Below are 18,498 nucleotides of genomic sequence, written 5' to 3' on the forward strand. Positions count from 1 at the left end.
CGATGGGCGCATGATGCGTCCCCCGCGTGCCCTGCCCTGGGCGGCCCTGCTGATCCCCGTGCTGGTCACCGGCTGCGGCACCGCGACGGAGCCGGCCGCCGGGGCCGAAGCGGCCTCGCGGGCCCGGGCGTCGGGCATCGCGCCGGAGCACCTCTACGCCACCGGGGCGGCCGGCTTCACCCTCGCCCAGCAGTCCGTGGGGGTGTACGGCGGCGACGGCTTCTCCGCCGTGTACGTCTCCCAGGAGACCGGCGCCCACATACAGCTCACGGTCGACAGGGGCACGATGACCGCCGCCGGCTGTCCCGGGCGGCCCGTCGCCGGCGCGTCCGGCGGCACCACGAAGTGCGTCCGCGACGGCGACGCCTGGTACCGCGTCACCGGCGGGCACCGCGAGTACGCCGTCCCCAAGGACGGCCATGTCGTCCACGTCGGCGGCAGCGCGGGTGTCTCCCGCGACGTCCTGCGCGAGGCCGCTCTCGGCGCCCACCGCCCGTCCGCCGGTGAACTCGACGCCCTCCTGCCGTCCGCCGCGCCCGCGCCCACCGCGCCCCTGGAACGCGGCGACCTGCCGCCGGTGGGCGACGGGGCGCCCCGCGACGAGGTCGGCACCTCGGGCTGAGCGCCTTCTCCCGGGCATGTGCCGTCCGGGGGCCGCCGCCGTACCGCTGAAGGGCCCTCGGTGAGAGCCGTCGGTGTGGGTCGGGTACTCCATGCGGGTGGGATCGCCCGCAGGTCTCCCGTGTGTCGCTCGCTCAGGAGCCGATCCTTCGCTCCGCGCGGCCAGGATTGCCGTTATCACCAGGTCCAGGCCATGAACACCGGGAGAAGCAGCCCGTGAGCATTCTCGACGAACCGCACGACTCGGCGGCGGAGAGCTACTACGCGAATGAGCTACCGGTCCGGGCCAGGCAGCCCGGCAACGTCGTGGTCAAGTGGCTGACGACCACCGACCACAAGACGATCGGCACGCTGTACCTGGCCACGTCGTTCGTGTTCTTCCTGATCGGCGGCGTGCTGGCCCTGGTCATGCGCGCCGAGCTCGCCCGCCCGGGTACGCAGATCATGTCGAACGAGCAGTACAACCAGGCGTTCACGATGCACGGCACGATCATGCTGCTGATGTTCGCGACGCCACTGTTCGCCGGCTTCACCAACTGGATCATGCCGCTGCAGATCGGCGCGCCGGACGTGGCGTTCCCGCGGCTGAACATGTTCGCCTACTGGCTCTACCTCTTCGGCTCCCTGGTCGCGGTGGCCGGCTTCCTCACCCCGCAGGGGGCGGCCGACTTCGGCTGGTTCGCCTACACACCGCTGTCGGACGCGGTCCGCTCGCCGGGCGTCGGCTCCGACATGTGGATCATGGGCCTGGCCTTCTCCGGCTTCGGCACCATCCTCGGCTCGGTCAACTTCGTCACCACGATCATCTGCATGCGCGCCCCCGGCCTGACGATGTTCCGGATGTCGATCTTCACCTGGACCGTGCTGCTGACCGGTGTCCTGGTCCTGCTCGCCTTCCCGGTCCTGGCGGCGGCCCTGTTCGCGCTGGAGGCGGACCGCAAGTTCGGCGCGCACATCTTCGACGCGTCCAACGGCGGAGCACTGCTGTGGCAGCACCTCTTCTGGTTCTTCGGGCACCCGGAGGTGTACATCATCGCGCTGCCGTTCTTCGGCATCGTCAGTGAGGTCGTCCCGGTCTTCTCCCGCAAGCCGATGTTCGGCTACTCCGGTCTGATCGCGGCGACCATCGCGATCGCGGGTCTGTCCATCACGGTCTGGGCGCACCACATGTATGTCACCGGCGGTGTGCTGCTGCCGTTCTTCTCCTTCACGACCTTCCTCATCGCGGTGCCGACCGGTGTGAAGTTCTTCAACTGGATCGGCACGATGTGGAAGGGCTCGCTGTCCTTCGAGACACCGATGCTCTGGGCGACCGGGTTCCTCGTCACGTTCCTCTTCGGTGGTCTGACGGGCGTCATCCTGGCCTCGCCGCCGATGGACTTCCACGTCTCCGACTCGTACTTCGTGGTGGCGCACTTCCACTACGTCGTCTTCGGCACCGTCGTCTTCGCGATGTTCGCCGGCTTCCACTTCTGGTGGCCGAAGTGGACCGGCAAGATGCTCGACGAGCGGCTCGGCAAGATCACCTTCTGGTCGCTGTTCATCGGCTTCCACGGCACCTTCCTGGTCCAGCACTGGCTGGGCGCCGAGGGCATGCCACGCCGGTACGCCGACTACCTGGCCGTCGACGGCTTCACCGGCCTGAACATGGTCTCGACGATCAGCTCCTTCGTGCTGGGCCTGTCGATGCTCCCGTTCCTCTACAACGTGTGGAAGACGGCCAAGTACGGCAAGCCGGTCGGCGTCGACGACCCCTGGGGCTTCGGCCGCTCCCTGGAGTGGGCGACGTCCTGCCCGCCGCCGCGGCACAACTTCCTCACCCTGCCGCGGATCCGCAGCGAATCCCCGGCGTTCGACCTGCACCACCCCGACATCAGCCAGCAGTACGAACTCGAGGACCACGGCAGGGTGGCCGCCCGGCCCGGAAGCGAGCGGTCATGAGAGCCGGCCGCTCCCGAGGCCCCGAGGAGGCGCAGGGCGCCGTACTCGCCAACGAGGCCGAGGGTTTTCTCCTCGCACAGGCGGAGCTGGGGCAGGCACGGTCCGAGGCAGCGGCCCTGTGCGGCCGCCTGCCCTGGCTCACGACCGGGCAGGCGGAGGACCTCAGCCGGCACTACGTGGAGCAGCGCATGGGGCTCACACGGCAAGCCCTGCAGGCCACCGCCGACCGGGCCAAGCTCCTCCGCGGCGAATACGAGGCGCGCTACGCCGAGTTGCGCCAGATGTTGCTGAGAGTCCACACCGCCGGCGCGTGCCTTCTGCTCGCATGCTGCTCGGCAGCCGTGCTGCTGCTCCGTTGAGTCATGACGCCGGCGTGGGCGGCGCACAGGACCGCCGCCCACGCCCGGCCGCTCGCCTCTACGCTCGTGTCCCATGGCCCCGCGACTCCTCGTCTACACCCGCACCACCGACTACCGCCACGACTCCATACCGGACGCCGTGGCCGCGGTGGACGCGTTCGGGGCCTTCGACGCCGAGCACACCGAGGACCCGGCGGCCCTGGAGGCCCCGCTGGACGACTACGCCGCCGTGCTGTTCCTCTCCACCAGCGGCGAGGTCCTCACCCCGCCCGGCCGCGCCCGGCTCGCCGCGTACGTCGAGTCGGGCGGCGGCTTCGCCGGCGTGCACGCGGCGGCCTGCACCGAGTACCACTGGCCCTACTACGGCGAACTGCTCGGCGCCCGCTTCGCCCGCCACCCCGCCTACCAGCCGGGCACGGCGCTCGTGGCGGACCACGACCACCCCGCCACCCGGCATCTGCCCGCCGTCTGGCACTTCACCGACGAGTGGTACGACTTCCGGGCCGGCCCGGACGCTTCGGCGCGCGTCCTGGTGACCGCCGACGAGACCTCGTACGAGGGCGGCGGCATGGGTGACGGCCATCCCCTGGTGTGGTGCCGCGAACAGGGCGCAGGACGCGCCTTCTACACCGCCCTCGGCCACGCCGGCGAGGCCTACGGGGACCCGGACTTCCGCGCTCATCTGCTCGGCGGCATCCGCTGGGCGGCGGGGCTGGAGTAGAGCGGCCGTGGTGCCCGCCCGTGCCGCGCGCCGCGGCGCGTCAGGCGATCCGTGGCGGGTCCGCTCGGCGCACCGCGTGGGCGAGCGGGAGGCCCGCCGTGAGGCGTTCCAGTTCCTCGACGGCGACGCGGCCGAGGCGTTCCAGTTCGTTGCCGAGGGAACCCGCGATGTGCGGGGTGAGGAAGACGTTGGGAAGGGTGTGGAGGGGGGAGTCCGCAGGGAGCGGCTCGGGTTCGGTGACGTCCAGGATCGCGCTGAGCCGGCCCGCCACCAGTTCGTCGGTGAGGGCGCCGTGATCCACGAGGGCGCCCCGTGCGGTGTTGATGAGTACGCCGCCGTCCCGGATCAGGGCGAGGCGGCCCCGGTTCAGCATGTGGCGCGTCCCGGGGACCTCGGGGGCGTGCAGGGTGACGATGTCGCTGCCGCGCAGCAGGACTTCCAGCGGCACCGGGCGGGCGCCGAGCGCCGCGCCGTCCGCGGCGTCCACGCAGGGGTCGTGGAGCAGGATCTCGAAGTCGTGCGGCCGCAGCAGTTCGAGCAGCCTGCGGCCCACACGGGAGGCGCCGACGACGCCGACGCGGCGGCCGAGGTTCCCGGTTCCCGCTGTCTGCGCGGCCGACGGCCGCGCATGGGTGGTGCGGTAACGCTCGCGGTGGGCGAAGGCGTCCTTGCCGGACAGCAGGATCATCGCGAGCGTGAACTCCGCCACCGGCACGGCGTTGGCGTCGGCGGCGCTGGACACGGTGACGCCGTGCTCCCACAGGGCCTCGCCGACGAGCGAGCGGACGGAGCCGGCGGCATGCAGCACGGCGCGCAGTCGGGGGGCCGCCGCCAGGACGTCGTCGCCCAGACGCGGACAGCCCCAGCCGGTGATCAGCACCTCGGCGCCGGACAGCGCCGCCGCCGCGCCGGGGTCGGCGAAGTCCCGCGCGACGAGCGCGGGATCGATCTCGGCCGCCCGCCGCAGCCGCGCGAGGAGCCGAGCGGGGAAGAGCAGTGGGAGGTGCACCGGATCCATGGCGAACACGGCCCTGGGAAGCGGGACGCTGGGCATGACCCTCCTGGGGCGTGCGGGAGAGGTGGCGGGGCCGCGGAAAAGCGTTCTCCGACAGGTTCTTTCCACGGTAGGTCCGCGTGCGCCGGCCACGCGAGGGACCCACGTCTCCCTGCGGACGCGGAGGTACGCCGATCAGCCCAGCCGACGGCCCCGAATCCCCGCTCGTGCGGCGGAACGCATCCCGATGATGTGATGCTCTGACCTGAGCGGTGCACGGGCGCGGTGGAAGGGCTGGTGGGCGGATGACGGCATCAGAACGGGCGGCCCCCGTGGTCAGGACGCCGTACGGGGCCGTGCGGGGCCGTCACGAGAACGGCGTCGCCGTCTTCCGTGGCATCCCGTACGCGGCGCCGCCCTTCGGCCCGAACCGTTTCCGGCCGCCCGTGCCGCCGGAGCCCTGGGACGGGGTGCGCGACGCGGGCGCCTTCGGCCCCACGCCGCCCAAGCCGCCGTACTCCGAGGCGTTCGCCCACTACCTCTGCGACCCGGTCATCCCCGGTGACGACTGCCTCAACCTCAACGTCTGGACCCCCGAACCCGCTCCCGGAGCCCGCCTGCCGGTGCTCGTGTGGCTGCACGGCGGCGCCCTGACCAGAGGCTCGTCATGCGTTCCCGTGTACGACGGGCGCACCTTCGCACGTGACGGTGTCGTGTTCGTCTCCGTCAACTACCGGCTCGGCGTGGAGGGGTACGGGCTGTTCCCGGACGCGCCCGCCAACGCCGGCCTTCGGGACCAGCTCGCAGCCCTGCAATGGGTGCACGAAGCGATCCGGGCGTTCGGCGGTGACCCCGGCCGTGTGACCCTCGCCGGTCAGTCGGCGGGGGCGATCAGCGCCGGTGCCCTGATCGCCGCACCGCAGGCACAGGGCCTGTTCCGGCGGGCGGTCCTGCAGAGCGGGCCACCCGAGGTGTCCGAGCGCGACAAGGTGCGGCGGATGGTGCGCCGGATGGCGGCCCGGCTGAAGGTGCCCGCGACCGCCGAGGCCTTCGCCGCCGTCGACCGCGAACTGCTCCTGCGCAGCCAGGCCGAGGCCGGCCGCCGCAGCAGCCCGGTGGTGGGCGGACCCGCCTTCGGCATCGTCGTCGACGGCGACCTCGTACCCCGCGATCCCTTGGAGGCGCTGGTCGAGGGGACGGCCGCGCCCGGCGTGGAGCTGCTCATGGGCTGGACCCGCGACGAGTACCGCCTCTGGCTCGTGCCCGGCGGTCTGGTGGACCGCGTCGACCGGCTCGGCGCCCTCGCCCTGGCCGGCGCGATGGCCCGCTGCCGCTGCGGCCACGAGGTGCCGCGTGGCTACCGCGCCCTGGACCCCGATGCCGGCACCGCCGAGATCGTCGGTCAGCTCGTCACCGACCACCTGCTGCGCCGGCCGCTGCACCGGCTCGCCGGCGCCCGCCCCGGCTCGGCGTACGTCTACGAGTTCGCCTGGCCGTCGCTGCTTCCCGGGCTCGGCGCCTGCCACGCCCTGGAGCTGGGCTTCGTCTTCGACACCGGTGAGGTCCCCGAATCGGCCCAGCTGGCCGGCTGGGGCGCGCCGGCGGAGCTGGCCGACACGATGCACTCGGCGTGGGTGCGGTTCGCGGCCGACGGCGACCCGGGCTGGCAGCCGTGGGACGACTCGCATCCGGTGCGGATCTTCGGCGAGTGCGGGCAGGAGGAGCAGGGAGTGCGGGGCGAGCAGGGGCAGCGGGGGCCGGCCCGGGAGCCGTACACCGCGTACGGTCCGCGGGACCGGGAGCTCGCCCTGTGGACCGCCGATCCCGGCAGGCGGGTAGACGCGTCCGCCCCGGCGGCGGACGGTACGCCTGCCCGCACCGCGGACCTGCGGTCGGTCGTACGGCTCCTGCGGCGCACCGGCGGCGTCCGCCGGACCTGACCGCGCGCCCCCTGCGATCAATCCGCCAGCGTCCGCGCGACGGACCTGATCGCCTCCGGGCCCACCCGGCAGCACCCGCCGATCAGACGGGCGCCATGGTCGCGCCAGCCCGCGACCCGCTCCGGCGTGAACATGGAGCCGCCGCTCCAGGCGCGTGCCCGGGCGTCCCAGACCTCGCCGCTGTTCGGGTAGGCCACCACCGGCTTGCCGGTCACGCGGGCCGCGAGCGCGACGGCGGCGCCGACGTCCTCCGGCGCGCAGCAGTTCACGCCCACCGCGATCACCTCGTCCACACCGGCGGCCAGGGCGAAGGCCTCCGCGAGCGGCTGTCCGGCACGGGTCCGGTCGCCGGCCACGGTGTAGGACAGCCAGGCCGGCACACCGAGTCCGCGCACCGCCCGCAGCAGGGCCGTCGCCTCGTCGGTGTCCGGAACCGTTTCGAGAGCCAGCACGTCGGGACCGGCGGCGGCGAGGGTCTCCAGCCGGGGGCGGTGAAAGCGTTCCAGCTCCGCCACCGTCAGCCCGTACCGGCCCCGGTACTCCGAGCCGTCCGCGAGCATCGCCCCGTAGGGTCCTACGGAGGCCGCCACCCACAGCGGGCGGCCGACTCCGTGCGCCCTCGCCCGCGCGGCCGCCTCGCGTGCCGACCGCACGCTGAGCGCGAGGAGTCCGGCCGCCCGGTCGTGGCCGATGCCGCGCCCCGCGAAGCCCTCGAAGGTGGCCTGGTAGCTGGCGGTGATCGCCACGCTCGCGCCCGCCAGGAAGTACGCGAGATGCGCCTCGGTGACCGCCTCGGGGCGCTCGGCGAGCAGGCGTGCCGACCACAGCTCGTCGCCGAGGTCGTGGCCGGCCGACTCCAGCTGGTTCGACATGCCGCCGTCGAGCACGACCGTCCCGGCGGCCAGGGCTCCGGCGAGGCCGGGAGGGTCGTGCGGCGGGTCGCTGCTCATGTCACGACGCTAACCGAAGTCCCCGCCGCCTCCCTCGCCGGCCGGGGACCCCCTCACCGCCCGGCGTCCGGTGCCGCGGGGCACGATGCGGGTGGGATGAACTCCTGAGGCGTTCCGACCGGAACCGGGACGCCCGGCCCAGCCGCAAGGGAGCCTGCCGATGCACCTGCCCCCGGACGACCGCACCCCGAGCCCCCGCACCGGTTACACCCGTGCCCACTGGGAGGCCGCCGCCGACGGCCTGCTCGCCGCTGTGGTGCCGTACGCCACGAAGGACCACGCCCTCTACCACCTGCCCGGCGACCACACCAGCTCCTCCGGCAGGCTCTCGGACGGCCTGGAGGGCTACGCCCGCACGCTGCTGCTCGCCGCCTTCCGGCGGGACGGCACGGTCCTCGAACGGTACGCGGACGGGCTCGCGGCGGGCGTCGCCGGCGTCTGGCCCCGCGTCCGGGACCGCAGCCAGCCCCTGGTCGAGGCGGCGTCCATCGCCCTCGGCCTGCGCCTGACCCGCGAACTGCTGTGGGACCGGCTCGACGAGCGCGTACGCGGGCGGGCGGCCGCCTGGCTCACCGACGCGCTCACGGCGCGGCCCTGGCCGAACAACTGGGAACTGTTCCCCGTGACGGTCGGTGGGTTCCTCCAGGAGGTCGGCCATGAGACGGAGGCCTCCCGCGAGGTGATCGACCGCGGGCTGGAGCGCATCGAGGAGTGGTACGCCGGGGACGGGTGGTACACCGACGGGGACGGACGCAAGTTCGACCACTACAACGGCTGGGCGATGCATCTCTACCCGGTCCTGCACGCCTGGCTCGCCGGCGACCGCCGGCTGCTGGAGCTGTACGGCGGCCGGCTCGCCCGGTTTCTCGACGGCTACGCCCGCCTGTTCGGCGCCGACGGCGCCCCCATGCACCAGGGCCGCTCCCTCACCTACCGCTTCGCCGCCGCGGCCCCGCTGTGGCTGGGCGCGCTCACCGGCCACACCCCGCTCACCCCGGGGGAGACACGGCGGCTGGCCTCGGGCGCCCTCCGGTACTTCCTGGACCGGGGTGCGGTGGACGAACACGGACTGCTGACCCTGGGCTGGCACGGCCCCGACGAGGCGCTGGTGCAGAGGTACTCCGGTCCGGCCTCGCCGTACTGGGCCGGCAAGGGCTTCCTCGGGCTCCTTCTGCCCCCCGGCCACGAGGTCTGGACGGCGACCGAGGAACCGGGTCCGGCGGACCGGGACGACGCGGTGACGCCGGTCGGGCCGCCCAACTGGCTCGTGCAGTCCACGCGCTCGGACGGCGTGGTCCGGCTCCACAACCACGGCAGCGAGGACGCGCGCTACGACCCGTACTACACGCGGCTCGCCTACTCGACCGTGACGGCGCCCTCGGAGTCGTACGACAACAGCGTGATCGTCGGGGACGACGCGAGCCGGACGGACATCGTGCCGCTGGGCGCCGGGGAGGGCTGGGCGGCCTCCCGGCACACCGTCCGGGACGGGATCCGGGTCACCAGCCTGGTCGCCGCCGAGGGCGCGGTGGAGGTGCGCGCGCATCTGGTGGCGGGCGCGGCGGCCGGGACCCCGGTACGGGTCACGGGGTGGGCGGCCGAGGACGGCCTGCGCGCCGAACTCGTCCCGGCCGCCGGGCTCGACGACGCCCTCACCGGCACCATCACGGGCACCCCCGGACTGTTCGTCGCCCTCGCGCGCCTGACCGGGGAGACGGACCCGGAGCCGCTTGCGCGACTGGTCTCGGTGGACGTGCGTGACACCTACGAGCTGCACGTACGGTGGCGCTCCGGATCGACCGCGCGCTTCCGTTTCACGGTGCCGGACGAGGCGTCGGCAGTGTCGTCGTGGACGGTCACGGCCGGGTGAGACCGGGCGTCGTCGCCGGCCGCCTGTGCCGCGACAGTTCGGCCGGAGCCGAAGCGATCCCCGCCTAGCGTGCGGTCATGGCTCTCACGACCCCCTTCGCCGCACTCCACCACTCCGCTCACCCCCTGCTGCTCCCCAACGCCTGGGACCACGCCTCGGCCCGGGCGTTCGCGGCACAGGGCTTCGCGGCGGTCGGCACGACCAGCCTCGCGGTCGCCGCGGCCGCCGGGCTGCCCGACGGGGCCGCGGCGACCCGTGACGAGACGCTGCGGCTGGCCCTCACGCTGGGCCGGGGACCGTTCCTGCTCTCCGTCGACGCGGAGGGCGGATTCAGCGAGGATCCGGACGAGGTGGGGGAGTTCGCGCGGCAGCTGGCGGTCGTCGGTGCCGTCGGGGTCAACCTGGAGGACGGCCTCGGACCTGCCGCCCGGCACGCGGCGAAGATCGCCGCGGTCAAGTCGGCCGCGCCCGGTCTCTTCGTCAACGCCCGCACGGACACGTACTGGCTCGGCGCCGGCGACCGCCGCAAGGAGACGCTCACCCGTCTCGACGCCTACCAACAGGCGGGCGCGGACGGCGTCTTCGTTCCCGGACTGGCCGACCCCACCCGGATCGCCGCGCTCGTGAAGCACCTCGACGCGCCCCTCAACGTCCTCCACTCGCCCTCCGGCCCCACCCTCACCCAGCTCACCGACCTCGGCGTGCGCCGCGTCAGCCTCGGTTCGCTGCTCTACCGGCGCGCGCTGGGCGCGGCCCTGGAGGCCGTCGCGGAGGTACGGGAGGGCCGCACGCCCCACGGCCCGGCGCCGAGCTACGCCGAGGTGCAGGCGCTGAGCAACTGAGGCGGGCACGGCGGGCGGCGGCGCCTGCTCCAGGTCCCGCCGGTCTCGATGTCGTACGACAGGCGCTCACGGACTCCTGCGCAGACGCGGGCCGAACGGTCGATCCGGCGCCCCTACGGCTGCGGGGCGGAGCGTGCGGGCCAGTGCTCCAGGGCGATGTGCAGGGCGTCGACGGCCCGCTCCCAGGATGTCGCCAGGTCCCGTGGCGCGCCGAAGCCGCCGGAGGCCTCCAGCGCGCAGAAACCGTGGAAGCTGCTGCGCAACAGCCGTACGGCGTCGGTGAGATCGGGTTCCTCCAGGCCGTAGGCGCGGAGCATGCCGTAGGTGATCTCGGCGGTGCGGCGCATGGCGGGGGCGGCGGCGACCACATCCTGGTCGATGTGGACCTGGGTGGCGGCGTACCGGCCGGGATGGGCAAGCGCGTACTCCCGGTAGGCGCCCGCGAAGGCGGCCAGCGCGTCCTTGCCTGCCCGCCCCGCCACCGCCGCCGCGATCCGGTCGATCATCTCGCCGCCCGCCAGCAGTGCCATGCGGGTGCGCAGGTCCTGGAGACTGCGGACGTGCGAGTACAGGCTCGCGTCCTTGACACCGAAGCGCCGGGCCAGCGCGGAGAGGGTGACGTTGTCGAAGCCGACTTCGTCGGCGAGGTCGGCGGCGGCCGCGACGAGACGGCCGGCGGTGAGGCCTGCCCTGGCCACGGTCACCTCCTGTCCTCATTCCCGGATCCCGTCCGGACCTAGGAGCTTTAGGTTACTGCCTAGTGCTGCAAGGGAGGGGGAGGCGCCTCGAATCGGCTGTAAGTGCCGTTGTGCGAGGACCAGTTGAGGGGACCGCTGCGGGTGGGGGCGAGCATCCGTCCCCATGACGCCCGGTGAACACGCGGGGGTCGTGGAAAGTTCATCTGCTGCCTCGATTCTCCTCGGCACGGCGCAGGGGCGCCGCTGATCCAGGAGGCGCATCATGGGGCACAGCCACGGACCCGGGCATCACCACCACGGACACGACCACGACCACGAGCACACGGCTCTGCCGGCCGCGTTCGACACTGCCGTGCCCGACGACGCGCTGACCCCCGAACAGCGGTCCCGCCGCTCGCTGCTGCGCCGCGCCGGTCTGCTGGGCGCGGGCCTGGCCGCCGGCGGCGTGCTGTCGGGCGCCGCCGCCGCCACGGGTGCCGCGCCCGCTGCCGCCGCCCCCCGCAGCCGCCGCGGCAAGGGGTTCCTGTGGCTGGCCGGTGACCACCACATCCACACGCAGTACAGCAGCGACGGCAAGTACCGCGTCGTCGACCAGGTCCGCCAGGGCGCCAAGCACGGCATGGACTGGCTGGTCATCACCGACCACGGCAGCGCCACGCACGCCAAGATCGGTGTGGAGAAGGTCAACCCGGACATCCGGCAGGCCCGCGCCGCCTACGAGGACACCCTCGTCTTCCAGGGCCTGGAGTGGAACATCCCGGCCGCCGAGCACGGCACGGTGTTCGTGCACCCCGGCAGCAACGAGGTCTCCGTCCTCAAGCAGTTCGAGACCGACTACGACGGCAGCGTCAAGGGCGCCAGTGGCAACTCGCCCGCCAACGAGGCCCTGGCCGTCGCGGGCCTCGCCTTCCTCTCCGACCAGGTGAGGCGGCGCAAGGTCAAGGACGCGCTGATGCTCGCCAACCACCCGGCGCGGCGCGGCGTCGACTCCCCGCACGAGATCCGCGCCTGGCGGGACGCGACGCCCGCGAGCCACCAGATCGCCGTCGGCTTCGAGGGCGCGCCCGGCCACCAGGCCGCCGGCCTCCCGGCACCGCTCGGCATGGGCCGGGCCCGCGGCATCTACGACAACAACCCGAGCGCGGACTCCTTCGCCGGCTACCCGCTGGAGAGCTACCGCACCTGGGGCGGCTTCGACTGGATGACCGCCACCGTCGGCGGTCTGTGGGACAGCCTCCTCGCCGAGGGCAAGCCCTGGTGGATCACCGCCAACTCCGACTCCCACCAGGTCTACGCCGACACCGCGGCGCGCGGCGGCGGCGACTTCAACGCCAACGGCCGCTACGACGACCCGGTCTACGCCGGGAAGATCGACGTCAGCCAGGGCGACTACTGGCCCGGCTACTACAGCCGCACCCACGTCGGCGCCGACGGCTTCTCCTACGCCGCCGTCATGGACGGCATCCGCGCGGGCCGTATCTGGGTCGACCACGGCCAGCTCATCAGCGGCCTCGACGTCCGGGTCTCCGGCGGCAGCCGCTGGGCCACCCTCGGCGGCGCCCTGCACGTGCGCAAGGGTACGAAGGTCACGCTCACCGTGGACGTGGCCCTGGCCGGCGGCCCCAACTGGGCGGGCTTCCTCCCGGCCCTGGCCCGCGTCGACGTCATCCAGGGCGACGTGACCGGCGAGGTCTCCGACAAGGACACCTTCACCGCGCCCACCGCCAGGGTCGTCAAGTCCTACGAGGTCGACAGGTCCAGCGGCACCGTCCGCCTCACCTACGACCTCGGCAAGGTCGACCGCCCCGTCTACGTCCGGCTGCGCGGCACCGACGGCAACCGCGGCGCCGTCGGCGCCATGGGCCCGGCCGTCGACCCGGCGGGCCCGGCCCTCGACGTCGTCGGTGACGCCGACCCGTGGCTGGACCTGTGGTTCTACTCCAACCCGGTGTGGGTCCTGCCCTCGTGACGCCGTACGTCCTCACCGTCGACGCGGGCCTGAAGGACCTGCGCGGGACCGACCACCTCCTGCTCGCGCTGGCGGCCGAACTCGCCCTCCCCGAGAGCACGTTCGGCTGCACACACCTCGTACGTGACGAGCGGCCGCGCGTCGCGCTGTCCTTCGCGGTGGAGTCGGAGGAGGTCCTGCTGACAACCCGGGAGGGGCTGACGGCAAGGGGCCACGTGGTGACGGACGGGGCCCCCGACGCGGCGGGCCGCGCCGTGCTCTACCCCGGCATGGCCCACCTCACCGGCACGCTGTCGATCGCGGAGCTGCTGTCCCGCTCCGCGATCGACAGCGTGACCGTCCTGGGCACCACGGGGCCACCCGCTGGGGAAACTCCCGTCGTCACCCGCGACCACGTGCGGCCCCAGTGGCAGGGAGGCGCACTGGTGCTCACCGTCCAGCCCGCGGCCGGGGGAACCCTGACGCCCTTCGAGGTACCGGACCCGACCCCCTGCTGCGCGGACCACTGAGGGCCGGCCTTCAGGCGGGCAGCGCGTCCAGCTCCTCACCGATCGCCTCGCGCAGGGCGAGGTGCCGCGGACCGAGCGCGTGCCGCTCGTCCGCCCAGTGGTCGCGCGGGTACAGCCACACCGGCAGGTGCACGCGATCGGCGGGTTCCCAGTCGAAGCGGGGCCAGACGTGGGCGTGCAGGAACGCGTCGGTGTTGCCGAGGATCTCCAGATTGACCCGGCGGAACGCCGGATCGAACCGCTTGCAGGCGCGTTCCACCGCCTCGCCCAGCCGGTCCATGTCGGAGAGGAACGCGAGCCGCCGCCGCCTCGGCAGCTGGGAGAGCCGGCCGATCGCCGGGTCGTCGCCGAGCAGCACCGAGTAGCCCGGCAGGAACTGCACATCACCGATGACCGCGAAGCCGGCGTCCAGGCGTCGCAGCACGGTCGGGTTCTCGCCGCGCAGTGCGCTGCCGATCCGGTCGCCGCGCCAGTCGGTCGTGGGAGTGTGCGGTTCGGTCATGGCCGTGAAGTGTACGAGGCCCGGGGTCACCCGGGGCCTCGTACCGTCGCTCAGCCGATCTCCGTGAAGACGAAGCCGAACGTGCTGGGCCGTGCGTGCAGCTGGTACTCGGGGAGGGGGCCGGGGCCGCACGACTGGGAGCCGATGCCCGTCTGACCGTGGTCCAGGTTGACCCACACCGTCCCGCCGGGCGTGAGGTCGGTCAGATGTGTGGCGGCGTCCAGCTGCTCGGTCGTCCAGCGCCGGGCGGTGAACCAGAACTCCGGGTCGCCGTCGATGCGCAGCCCGCCGAGTTCCGCCCGGCGGACGTCGGCGCGGGCGCCGTTCTCCTGCGGGTGGACGTAGGGGGTCTGCATCTCGTCGACCGTGGAGTGCCAGCGGCCCAGCATGGCGGCCGACCTGGTGTCGGGGTACGCCTCACCGGGGCCGCCGCCGAACCACGTCACCCGGTCGGCCGAGGAGAGGCCGAAGCGGATGCCGAGCCTGGGCAGGGGCATGGTCCAGTCGCCCTCGGGCGTCACGGAGACGGAGAGCCGCAACCGGGTTCCGTCGCTCGTCCAGCGGTACACCGTCCGCAGGGCGATCTCGGCGGCCGCGGGTGCCACCCGGGTGCGTACCGTCAGCGTGTCCTCGCCCGGCTCCACGCCGTCCAGCCGGTGTTGCATCCGGTGCAGGCCGAGCTTGCGCCAGCGCGGGGCGTGGCGGGCGTCGGGCTGCCAGGGGGCGCCGTTGTCGTTGTCGGTGGGGGCGCGCCAGACGTCGAGGCGCAGTGACGTCACCTCGATGTCGCCGATGGTGCGCAGCGCGCCCGTGCGGGCGTCGAAGGCGGCCGGGCCGAGCCGGATGAGCGGTCCGTCGGCGGTCGGCGGCGCCGTGGCGGCCGGTGCCGTGAACTCCCGCCTGACCACCGGAAGTTGCGCCCAGGCGACCACATGCCCCTGGTCGCCCCACGCCGTGTCCTCGGCCAGTAGCGCCTGCACCGTCCACTGCGTCTCCGCGCCGGCGGGAGCCTCGGGCGGTGCCGGCAGCTTCACGTCGGCCGACTCGCCCGGCGTGAGCGGCGGGACGGACAGCGGGCCGGACTCGGCCGTCTCGCCGTCCACCTGGAACGACCACTCGAAGGCCAGTGCGGACAGGTCGGCGAAGTCGTAGGCGTTGGTGACCCGCACCGCGCCGGACGGGCCGTCCCCCTCGATCCGGACCGGCTCGATGACCTTCTTGAAATCGACCAGGCCCGGCGAGGGCGTCCGGTCCGGGAAGACCAGCCCGTCGCACACGAAGTTCCCGTCGTGCAGTTCCTCGCCGAAGTCCCCGCCGTAGGCGAACCCCAGCTCCGGATGGGTGACACCGTGGTCGATCCACTCCCAGACGAAGCCGCCCTGGAGCCGCTCGTGCGACTCGAAGATCCGCTGGTAGTCGGCGAGACCGCCGGGGCCGTTGCCCATCGCGTGGCCGTACTCGCAGAGGACGAAGGGCAGCCCGCGGCGCTTGTGCGTGCCGCCGTCCAGGCCGCGGCCGATCCGCTCGACCTCGGCGTGATGGGTGTACATCCGGGAGTACACATCGGTGTCACGGCAGCCGGTGTCTCCCTCGTAGTGCACGAGGCGGGAGTCGTCACGGCCGTGGATCCACTCCGCCATCGCGGTCAGTCCGCGCCCCGTCCCGGCCTCGTTGCCGAGCGACCAGACGAGGACCGACGGGTGGTTCTTGTCCCGCTCGACCATACGGGCGGCGCGGTCCAGCAGGGCCGGGGTCCAGCGGTCGTCGTCGACGGGGTTGTCCCGCCAGGACTGCGCGGTGAAACCGTGCGTCTCCAGGTCGCACTCGTCCATCACCCACAGGCCGTACTCGTCGCACAGGTCGAGGAAGGCGGGGTGCGGCGGGTAGTGGGCGGTGCGGACCGCGTTGATGTTGTGCCGCTTCATCAGCAGCACGTCAGCGCGCACGGTCCCGGCGTCGAGGGCGCGGCCGCGCTCGGGGTGCCAGTCGTGCCGGTTGACGCCCTTGAAGAGGACCGGCCTTCCGTTGACCTTGATCAGACCGTCCTCGACGGTCACGGTGCGGAACCCGATGCGCAGGGGGACCCGCTCGCCCTCGGTGGCCAGTTCGCCGTCGTAGAGGCGCGGGGTCTCCGCGGTCCAGGGCTCCACGGCGACCGTGACCGGCTCGCCGGTGGCCACGTCGACGGACAGCTCCGGGACGGTGACCCGGCCGGGCACGTCGGCGTCGACACGCAGGGTGCCCTCGCCGGTGACGTGGTCGTAGGAGGCGTGGACGAAGAAGTCCCGGACGCCGTTCACGGGGCGGTGCAGCAGGGTGACGTCACGGAAGATGCCCGGCAGCCACCACTGGTCCTGGTCCTCCAGGTAGGAACCCGCCGACCACTGGTGCACCCGGACGGCGAGCACGTTGCCGGCCGGTTTCAGCAGCCTCCCGACCGCGAACTCGTGCGGCAGCCGGGAGCCCTTGAACTCGCCCAGCTCCGTGCCGTTGAGCCAGATCCGCGCACAGGACTCGACGCCGTCGAAGCGGAGGACCGCGTCACCGGAGTCCGGCCAGCCGGCCGGGAGGTCGAAGTGGCGGAGATGGTCGCCGGTCGGGTTGTCGGTGGGGACGCGCGGGGGGTCCACCGGAAAGGGGTAGCGGTGGTTGGTGTAGATGGGCGCCCCGTGCCCTTGGAGGACCCAGTGGCCGGGGACGGTGATCCCGGCCCAGCCCGTGGCGTCGTACCCGGGTCCGGCGAAGGAGTCGTCCTCGGCGTCGGCGGTGGGTGACAGCCGGAAGCGCCATTCGCCGTTCAGGGACACGCAGGGCGCGTCGGAGGAGAACCGGGCGCGGGGCGGGAGGCTTCCGCGACCCGGCGCGACGTCCTCGACGTAGCCGACGGCAGGTGTGGTGGTGCGCAGGGACATCGGTCTCCTAGGTAAGCCTTGGTGCCGGGGATTTCGGGTGAGGCACCTCCAGTTCCCTTCCCCGGCACGATCAGGTCCCCGTGGCCGTCCACCCGACCGGATGACGCGACAGCACGCCGGGAGGCTGCCGACGGCCGCATCCTCGCCGTGTCAGGGACCGGGACCCGGGCGGGTTCGCAAGGCGGCACCGAGGGCCGTCCGGGATCAGCCGCCCAGCACACCCCGTACAAAGGCGTTGGTGAACTTCCCCGCCGGATCCAGTTCCTCGACCAGCGACCGGAACTCCGGCAACCTCGGGAACCGCTCCCGCACCACCGCCCCCGGCATCGCGAAGACCTTCCCCCAGTGCGGCCGAGCCCCGAAAGACTCCAGTGCCTCCTCCACCCGTCGCACCACCGGCAGCACCACCGCCATGTCCGCGACCCAGGTGAAGTGCACCGCCACGCTGTCCCGCCCGTACGCGGGGCTCAGCCACTGCTCGTCGGCGGCCACCGTGCGCACCTCGCAGGTCTGCACGACCGGCGCCAGCACGGTACGGATCGCGTCGAGGGCGTGCAGCGCACCGGTCGCGCAGGACCGCGGCATCAGATACTCCGACTGCAGCTCCGCACCGCTGCTCGGGGTGAACTCCGCGCGGAAGTGGGGCAGTCGCTCATGCCAGGGTCCGGGGACGCCGAACTGCTCGGTGCAGTTCACCGCGGGCATCCCCGGCACCGGATGCAGCGCCCGCGTCGCGGGCGGGGCCCACGGGAAGGCGGGCATCGGCCGGTCGGTGCGGCGCTTGACCCACACCTGCCGGAAGCCCGGCGCACGCCAGTCCGTGAACAGGCTGACGCTGTACGCCGCCGCCATGACCTGCTCGAAGTCCAGTCCCTTCAGGGGAAGTTCGGTGAACACGTGCTGCTCGACCTCGAACGCCGGCTCGAGATCGAGGGTGAGCGCGGTGACCACCCCGAGCGCGCCGAGCGAGGTGACCGCGCCGCCGAACCGCTCCTCGCCCCGGCCGATCCTCACCGTCGCACCGTCTCCCGTGACCAGCTCGACCTCCCGCACCGCCACGGCCAGCGGCCCGTTGCCCACGCCCGAGCCGTGGGTGCCGGTCGCCACCGAACCGGCGACCGAGATGTGCGGCAGCGAGGCCATGTTGGCCAGGGCGAGGCCGTGTGCGTGGACCCGGCGGGCGAGTTCGGCGTAACGGACGCCGCCCGGGACCCGTACCGTGCGGGCCGCCGTGTCGACGTCGATCGCGGGCGGCAGGGCGTCCAGGGAGAGCAGCACGCCCCCGGGGCCCGGCTCGGCGATCTCGTTGAACGAGTGGCCGCTGCCCAGCACCCGCAGCCGCGCACCGCCCGCGACGAGCGAGCGCAGCGCGCCGAGCGTGGCCGGGCGGTGCAGCTCCTCGGCGCCGTAGGTGATGTTGCCCGCCCAGTTGGTCACGGTCCCGGTCATGCGGTCGCCTCTTCCCGACGAAACGTGTCAACGTCGGGGACCAGCACATCACCCGCTCCCGGCACCCGGGGGCCGGGGGCCGGATCCGGCCCCCGCGCGACGGGGGCGACCGACCTGACCAGGAGCGACAGGTCACCGGGAGGCGGCCGCCGGGCGGTGTCCGTTTCGTCCTTCTTCCAGGGCTCGTGCCGGACCCGGCTGCACGGTCCCGGAGGCGGGGG

The 18,498-nt window shown here is 73.3% G+C and carries 15 protein-coding genes; 9 read left to right on the top strand and 6 right to left on the bottom strand.

Annotated elements, in window-relative coordinates:
• The first annotated feature begins 10 nt into the window (after nucleotides 1-10).
• The 4 genes from ACIHCM_RS11580 (at nucleotide 11) to ACIHCM_RS11595 (ending at nucleotide 3,642) form a co-directional block, all read left to right on the top strand.
• The gene (locus ACIHCM_RS11580; RefSeq protein ID WP_399892830.1) at nucleotides 11-622 is read left to right on the top strand and encodes a hypothetical protein; all 612 of its coding nucleotides are present in this window, start codon (nucleotides 11-13) and stop codon (nucleotides 620-622) included.
• A gap of 215 nt (nucleotides 623-837) precedes the next feature.
• Nucleotides 838-2,562: a cytochrome c oxidase subunit I gene (gene ctaD / locus ACIHCM_RS11585; protein WP_399892832.1), complete on the top strand. Its 1,725-nt coding sequence runs from the start codon at nucleotides 838-840 to the stop codon at nucleotides 2,560-2,562.
• Nucleotides 2,559-2,921 (top strand): hypothetical protein, encoded by a 363-nt coding sequence (locus ACIHCM_RS11590; RefSeq protein WP_399892835.1) that lies wholly within the window; start codon nucleotides 2,559-2,561, stop codon nucleotides 2,919-2,921. Before ctaD ends, ACIHCM_RS11590 begins: the two co-directional genes overlap by 4 nt.
• Nucleotides 2,922-2,994: 73 nt before the next feature.
• Nucleotides 2,995-3,642 (top strand): ThuA domain-containing protein, encoded by a 648-nt coding sequence (locus ACIHCM_RS11595; RefSeq protein WP_399892838.1) that lies wholly within the window; start codon nucleotides 2,995-2,997, stop codon nucleotides 3,640-3,642.
• 40 nt (nucleotides 3,643-3,682) lie between these two features.
• Here the strand turns inward: ACIHCM_RS11595 and ACIHCM_RS11600 are convergent, their stop codons facing one another.
• Nucleotides 3,683-4,696 (bottom strand): hydroxyacid dehydrogenase, encoded by a 1,014-nt coding sequence (locus tag ACIHCM_RS11600; RefSeq protein ID WP_399892840.1) that lies wholly within the window; start codon nucleotides 4,694-4,696, stop codon nucleotides 3,683-3,685.
• Nucleotides 4,697-4,941: 245 nt separating this feature from the next.
• Between ACIHCM_RS11600 and ACIHCM_RS11605 the strand changes: the two genes are divergently transcribed.
• Nucleotides 4,942-6,576 carry a carboxylesterase/lipase family protein gene (locus ACIHCM_RS11605; RefSeq protein ID WP_399892843.1) on the top strand — a complete coding sequence of 545 codons (1,635 nt, stop codon included), beginning with the start codon at nucleotides 4,942-4,944 and terminating at the stop codon, nucleotides 6,574-6,576.
• A gap of 17 nt (nucleotides 6,577-6,593) precedes the next feature.
• Here the strand turns inward: ACIHCM_RS11605 and mmuM are convergent, their stop codons facing one another.
• On the bottom strand, nucleotides 6,594-7,526 hold the full coding sequence (gene mmuM, locus ACIHCM_RS11610) for a homocysteine S-methyltransferase (protein ID WP_399892846.1): 933 nt from the start codon (nucleotides 7,524-7,526) through the stop codon (nucleotides 6,594-6,596).
• A 160-nt stretch (nucleotides 7,527-7,686) separates the two neighbouring features.
• Here mmuM and ACIHCM_RS11615 point away from each other — a divergent pair, with 160 nt between their 5' ends.
• Nucleotides 7,687-9,396: a DUF2264 domain-containing protein gene (locus tag ACIHCM_RS11615; protein WP_399892849.1), complete on the top strand. Its 1,710-nt coding sequence runs from the start codon at nucleotides 7,687-7,689 to the stop codon at nucleotides 9,394-9,396.
• Between the two features lie 77 nt (nucleotides 9,397-9,473).
• Nucleotides 9,474-10,238 carry an isocitrate lyase/phosphoenolpyruvate mutase family protein gene (locus ACIHCM_RS11620; protein WP_399892852.1) on the top strand — a complete coding sequence of 255 codons (765 nt, stop codon included), beginning with the start codon at nucleotides 9,474-9,476 and terminating at the stop codon, nucleotides 10,236-10,238.
• A gap of 113 nt (nucleotides 10,239-10,351) precedes the next feature.
• Here ACIHCM_RS11620 and ACIHCM_RS11625 read toward each other — a convergent pair whose 3' ends face one another.
• A complete protein-coding gene (locus tag ACIHCM_RS11625; protein ID WP_399892855.1) occupies nucleotides 10,352-10,936 on the bottom strand; it encodes a TetR-like C-terminal domain-containing protein in 585 nt (194 codons plus the stop codon).
• Nucleotides 10,937-11,198: 262 nt separating this feature from the next.
• Between ACIHCM_RS11625 and ACIHCM_RS11630 the strand changes: the two genes are divergently transcribed.
• Together ACIHCM_RS11630 and ACIHCM_RS11635 are read left to right on the top strand one after the other, a co-directional pair.
• A complete protein-coding gene (locus ACIHCM_RS11630) occupies nucleotides 11,199-12,905 on the top strand; it encodes a PHP domain-containing protein (RefSeq protein ID WP_399892857.1) in 1,707 nt (568 codons plus the stop codon).
• Nucleotides 12,902-13,414, top strand: coding sequence for a hypothetical protein (locus ACIHCM_RS11635; RefSeq protein ID WP_399892860.1), 513 nt, complete (start codon nucleotides 12,902-12,904; stop codon nucleotides 13,412-13,414). Before ACIHCM_RS11630 ends, ACIHCM_RS11635 begins: the two co-directional genes overlap by 4 nt.
• Nucleotides 13,415-13,424: 10 nt before the next feature.
• Here ACIHCM_RS11635 and ACIHCM_RS11640 read toward each other — a convergent pair whose 3' ends face one another.
• The 3 genes from ACIHCM_RS11640 to ACIHCM_RS11650 form a co-directional block, all read right to left on the bottom strand.
• Nucleotides 13,425-13,916: a diadenosine tetraphosphate hydrolase gene (locus ACIHCM_RS11640; RefSeq protein WP_399892863.1), complete on the bottom strand. Its 492-nt coding sequence runs from the start codon at nucleotides 13,914-13,916 to the stop codon at nucleotides 13,425-13,427.
• A gap of 50 nt (nucleotides 13,917-13,966) precedes the next feature.
• Nucleotides 13,967-16,828 carry a glycoside hydrolase family 2 TIM barrel-domain containing protein gene (locus ACIHCM_RS11645; RefSeq protein WP_399892866.1) on the bottom strand — a complete coding sequence of 954 codons (2,862 nt, stop codon included), beginning with the start codon at nucleotides 16,826-16,828 and terminating at the stop codon, nucleotides 13,967-13,969.
• A gap of 204 nt (nucleotides 16,829-17,032) precedes the next feature.
• The gene (locus tag ACIHCM_RS11650) at nucleotides 17,033-18,277 is read right to left on the bottom strand and encodes a D-arabinono-1,4-lactone oxidase (RefSeq protein ID WP_399892868.1); all 1,245 of its coding nucleotides are present in this window, start codon (nucleotides 18,275-18,277) and stop codon (nucleotides 17,033-17,035) included.
• Between the last annotated feature and the right edge of the window lie 221 nt (nucleotides 18,278-18,498).

The organism is Streptomyces sp. NPDC052023 (assembly GCF_044548465.1).
Taxonomy (GTDB): Bacteria; Actinomycetota; Actinomycetes; order Streptomycetales; family Streptomycetaceae; genus Streptomyces.

Excerpts from the sequence above, each read along its gene's own strand:
- mmuM (WP_399892846.1), bottom strand. The coding sequence starts at position 7,526 with ATGAGCAGCGACCCGCCGCACGACCCTCCCGGCCTCGCCGGAGCCCTG.
- ACIHCM_RS11580 (WP_399892830.1), top strand. The coding sequence starts at position 11 with ATGATGCGTCCCCCGCGTGCCCTGCCCTGGGCGGCCCTGCTGATCCCC.
- ACIHCM_RS11630 (WP_399892857.1), top strand. The coding sequence starts at position 11,199 with ATGGGGCACAGCCACGGACCCGGGCATCACCACCACGGACACGACCAC.
- ACIHCM_RS11600 (WP_399892840.1), bottom strand. The coding sequence starts at position 4,696 with ATGCCCAGCGTCCCGCTTCCCAGGGCCGTGTTCGCCATGGATCCGGTG.
- ACIHCM_RS11595 (WP_399892838.1), top strand. The coding sequence starts at position 2,995 with ATGGCCCCGCGACTCCTCGTCTACACCCGCACCACCGACTACCGCCAC.
- ACIHCM_RS11620 (WP_399892852.1), top strand. The coding sequence starts at position 9,474 with ATGGCTCTCACGACCCCCTTCGCCGCACTCCACCACTCCGCTCACCCC.
- ACIHCM_RS11605 (WP_399892843.1), top strand. The coding sequence starts at position 4,942 with ATGACGGCATCAGAACGGGCGGCCCCCGTGGTCAGGACGCCGTACGGG.
- ACIHCM_RS11650 (WP_399892868.1), bottom strand. The coding sequence starts at position 18,277 with ATGACCGGGACCGTGACCAACTGGGCGGGCAACATCACCTACGGCGCC.
- ACIHCM_RS11590 (WP_399892835.1), top strand. The coding sequence starts at position 2,559 with ATGAGAGCCGGCCGCTCCCGAGGCCCCGAGGAGGCGCAGGGCGCCGTA.
- ACIHCM_RS11645 (WP_399892866.1), bottom strand. The coding sequence starts at position 16,828 with ATGTCCCTGCGCACCACCACACCTGCCGTCGGCTACGTCGAGGACGTC.
- ACIHCM_RS11615 (WP_399892849.1), top strand. The coding sequence starts at position 7,687 with ATGCACCTGCCCCCGGACGACCGCACCCCGAGCCCCCGCACCGGTTAC.
- ACIHCM_RS11640 (WP_399892863.1), bottom strand. The coding sequence starts at position 13,916 with ATGACCGAACCGCACACTCCCACGACCGACTGGCGCGGCGACCGGATC.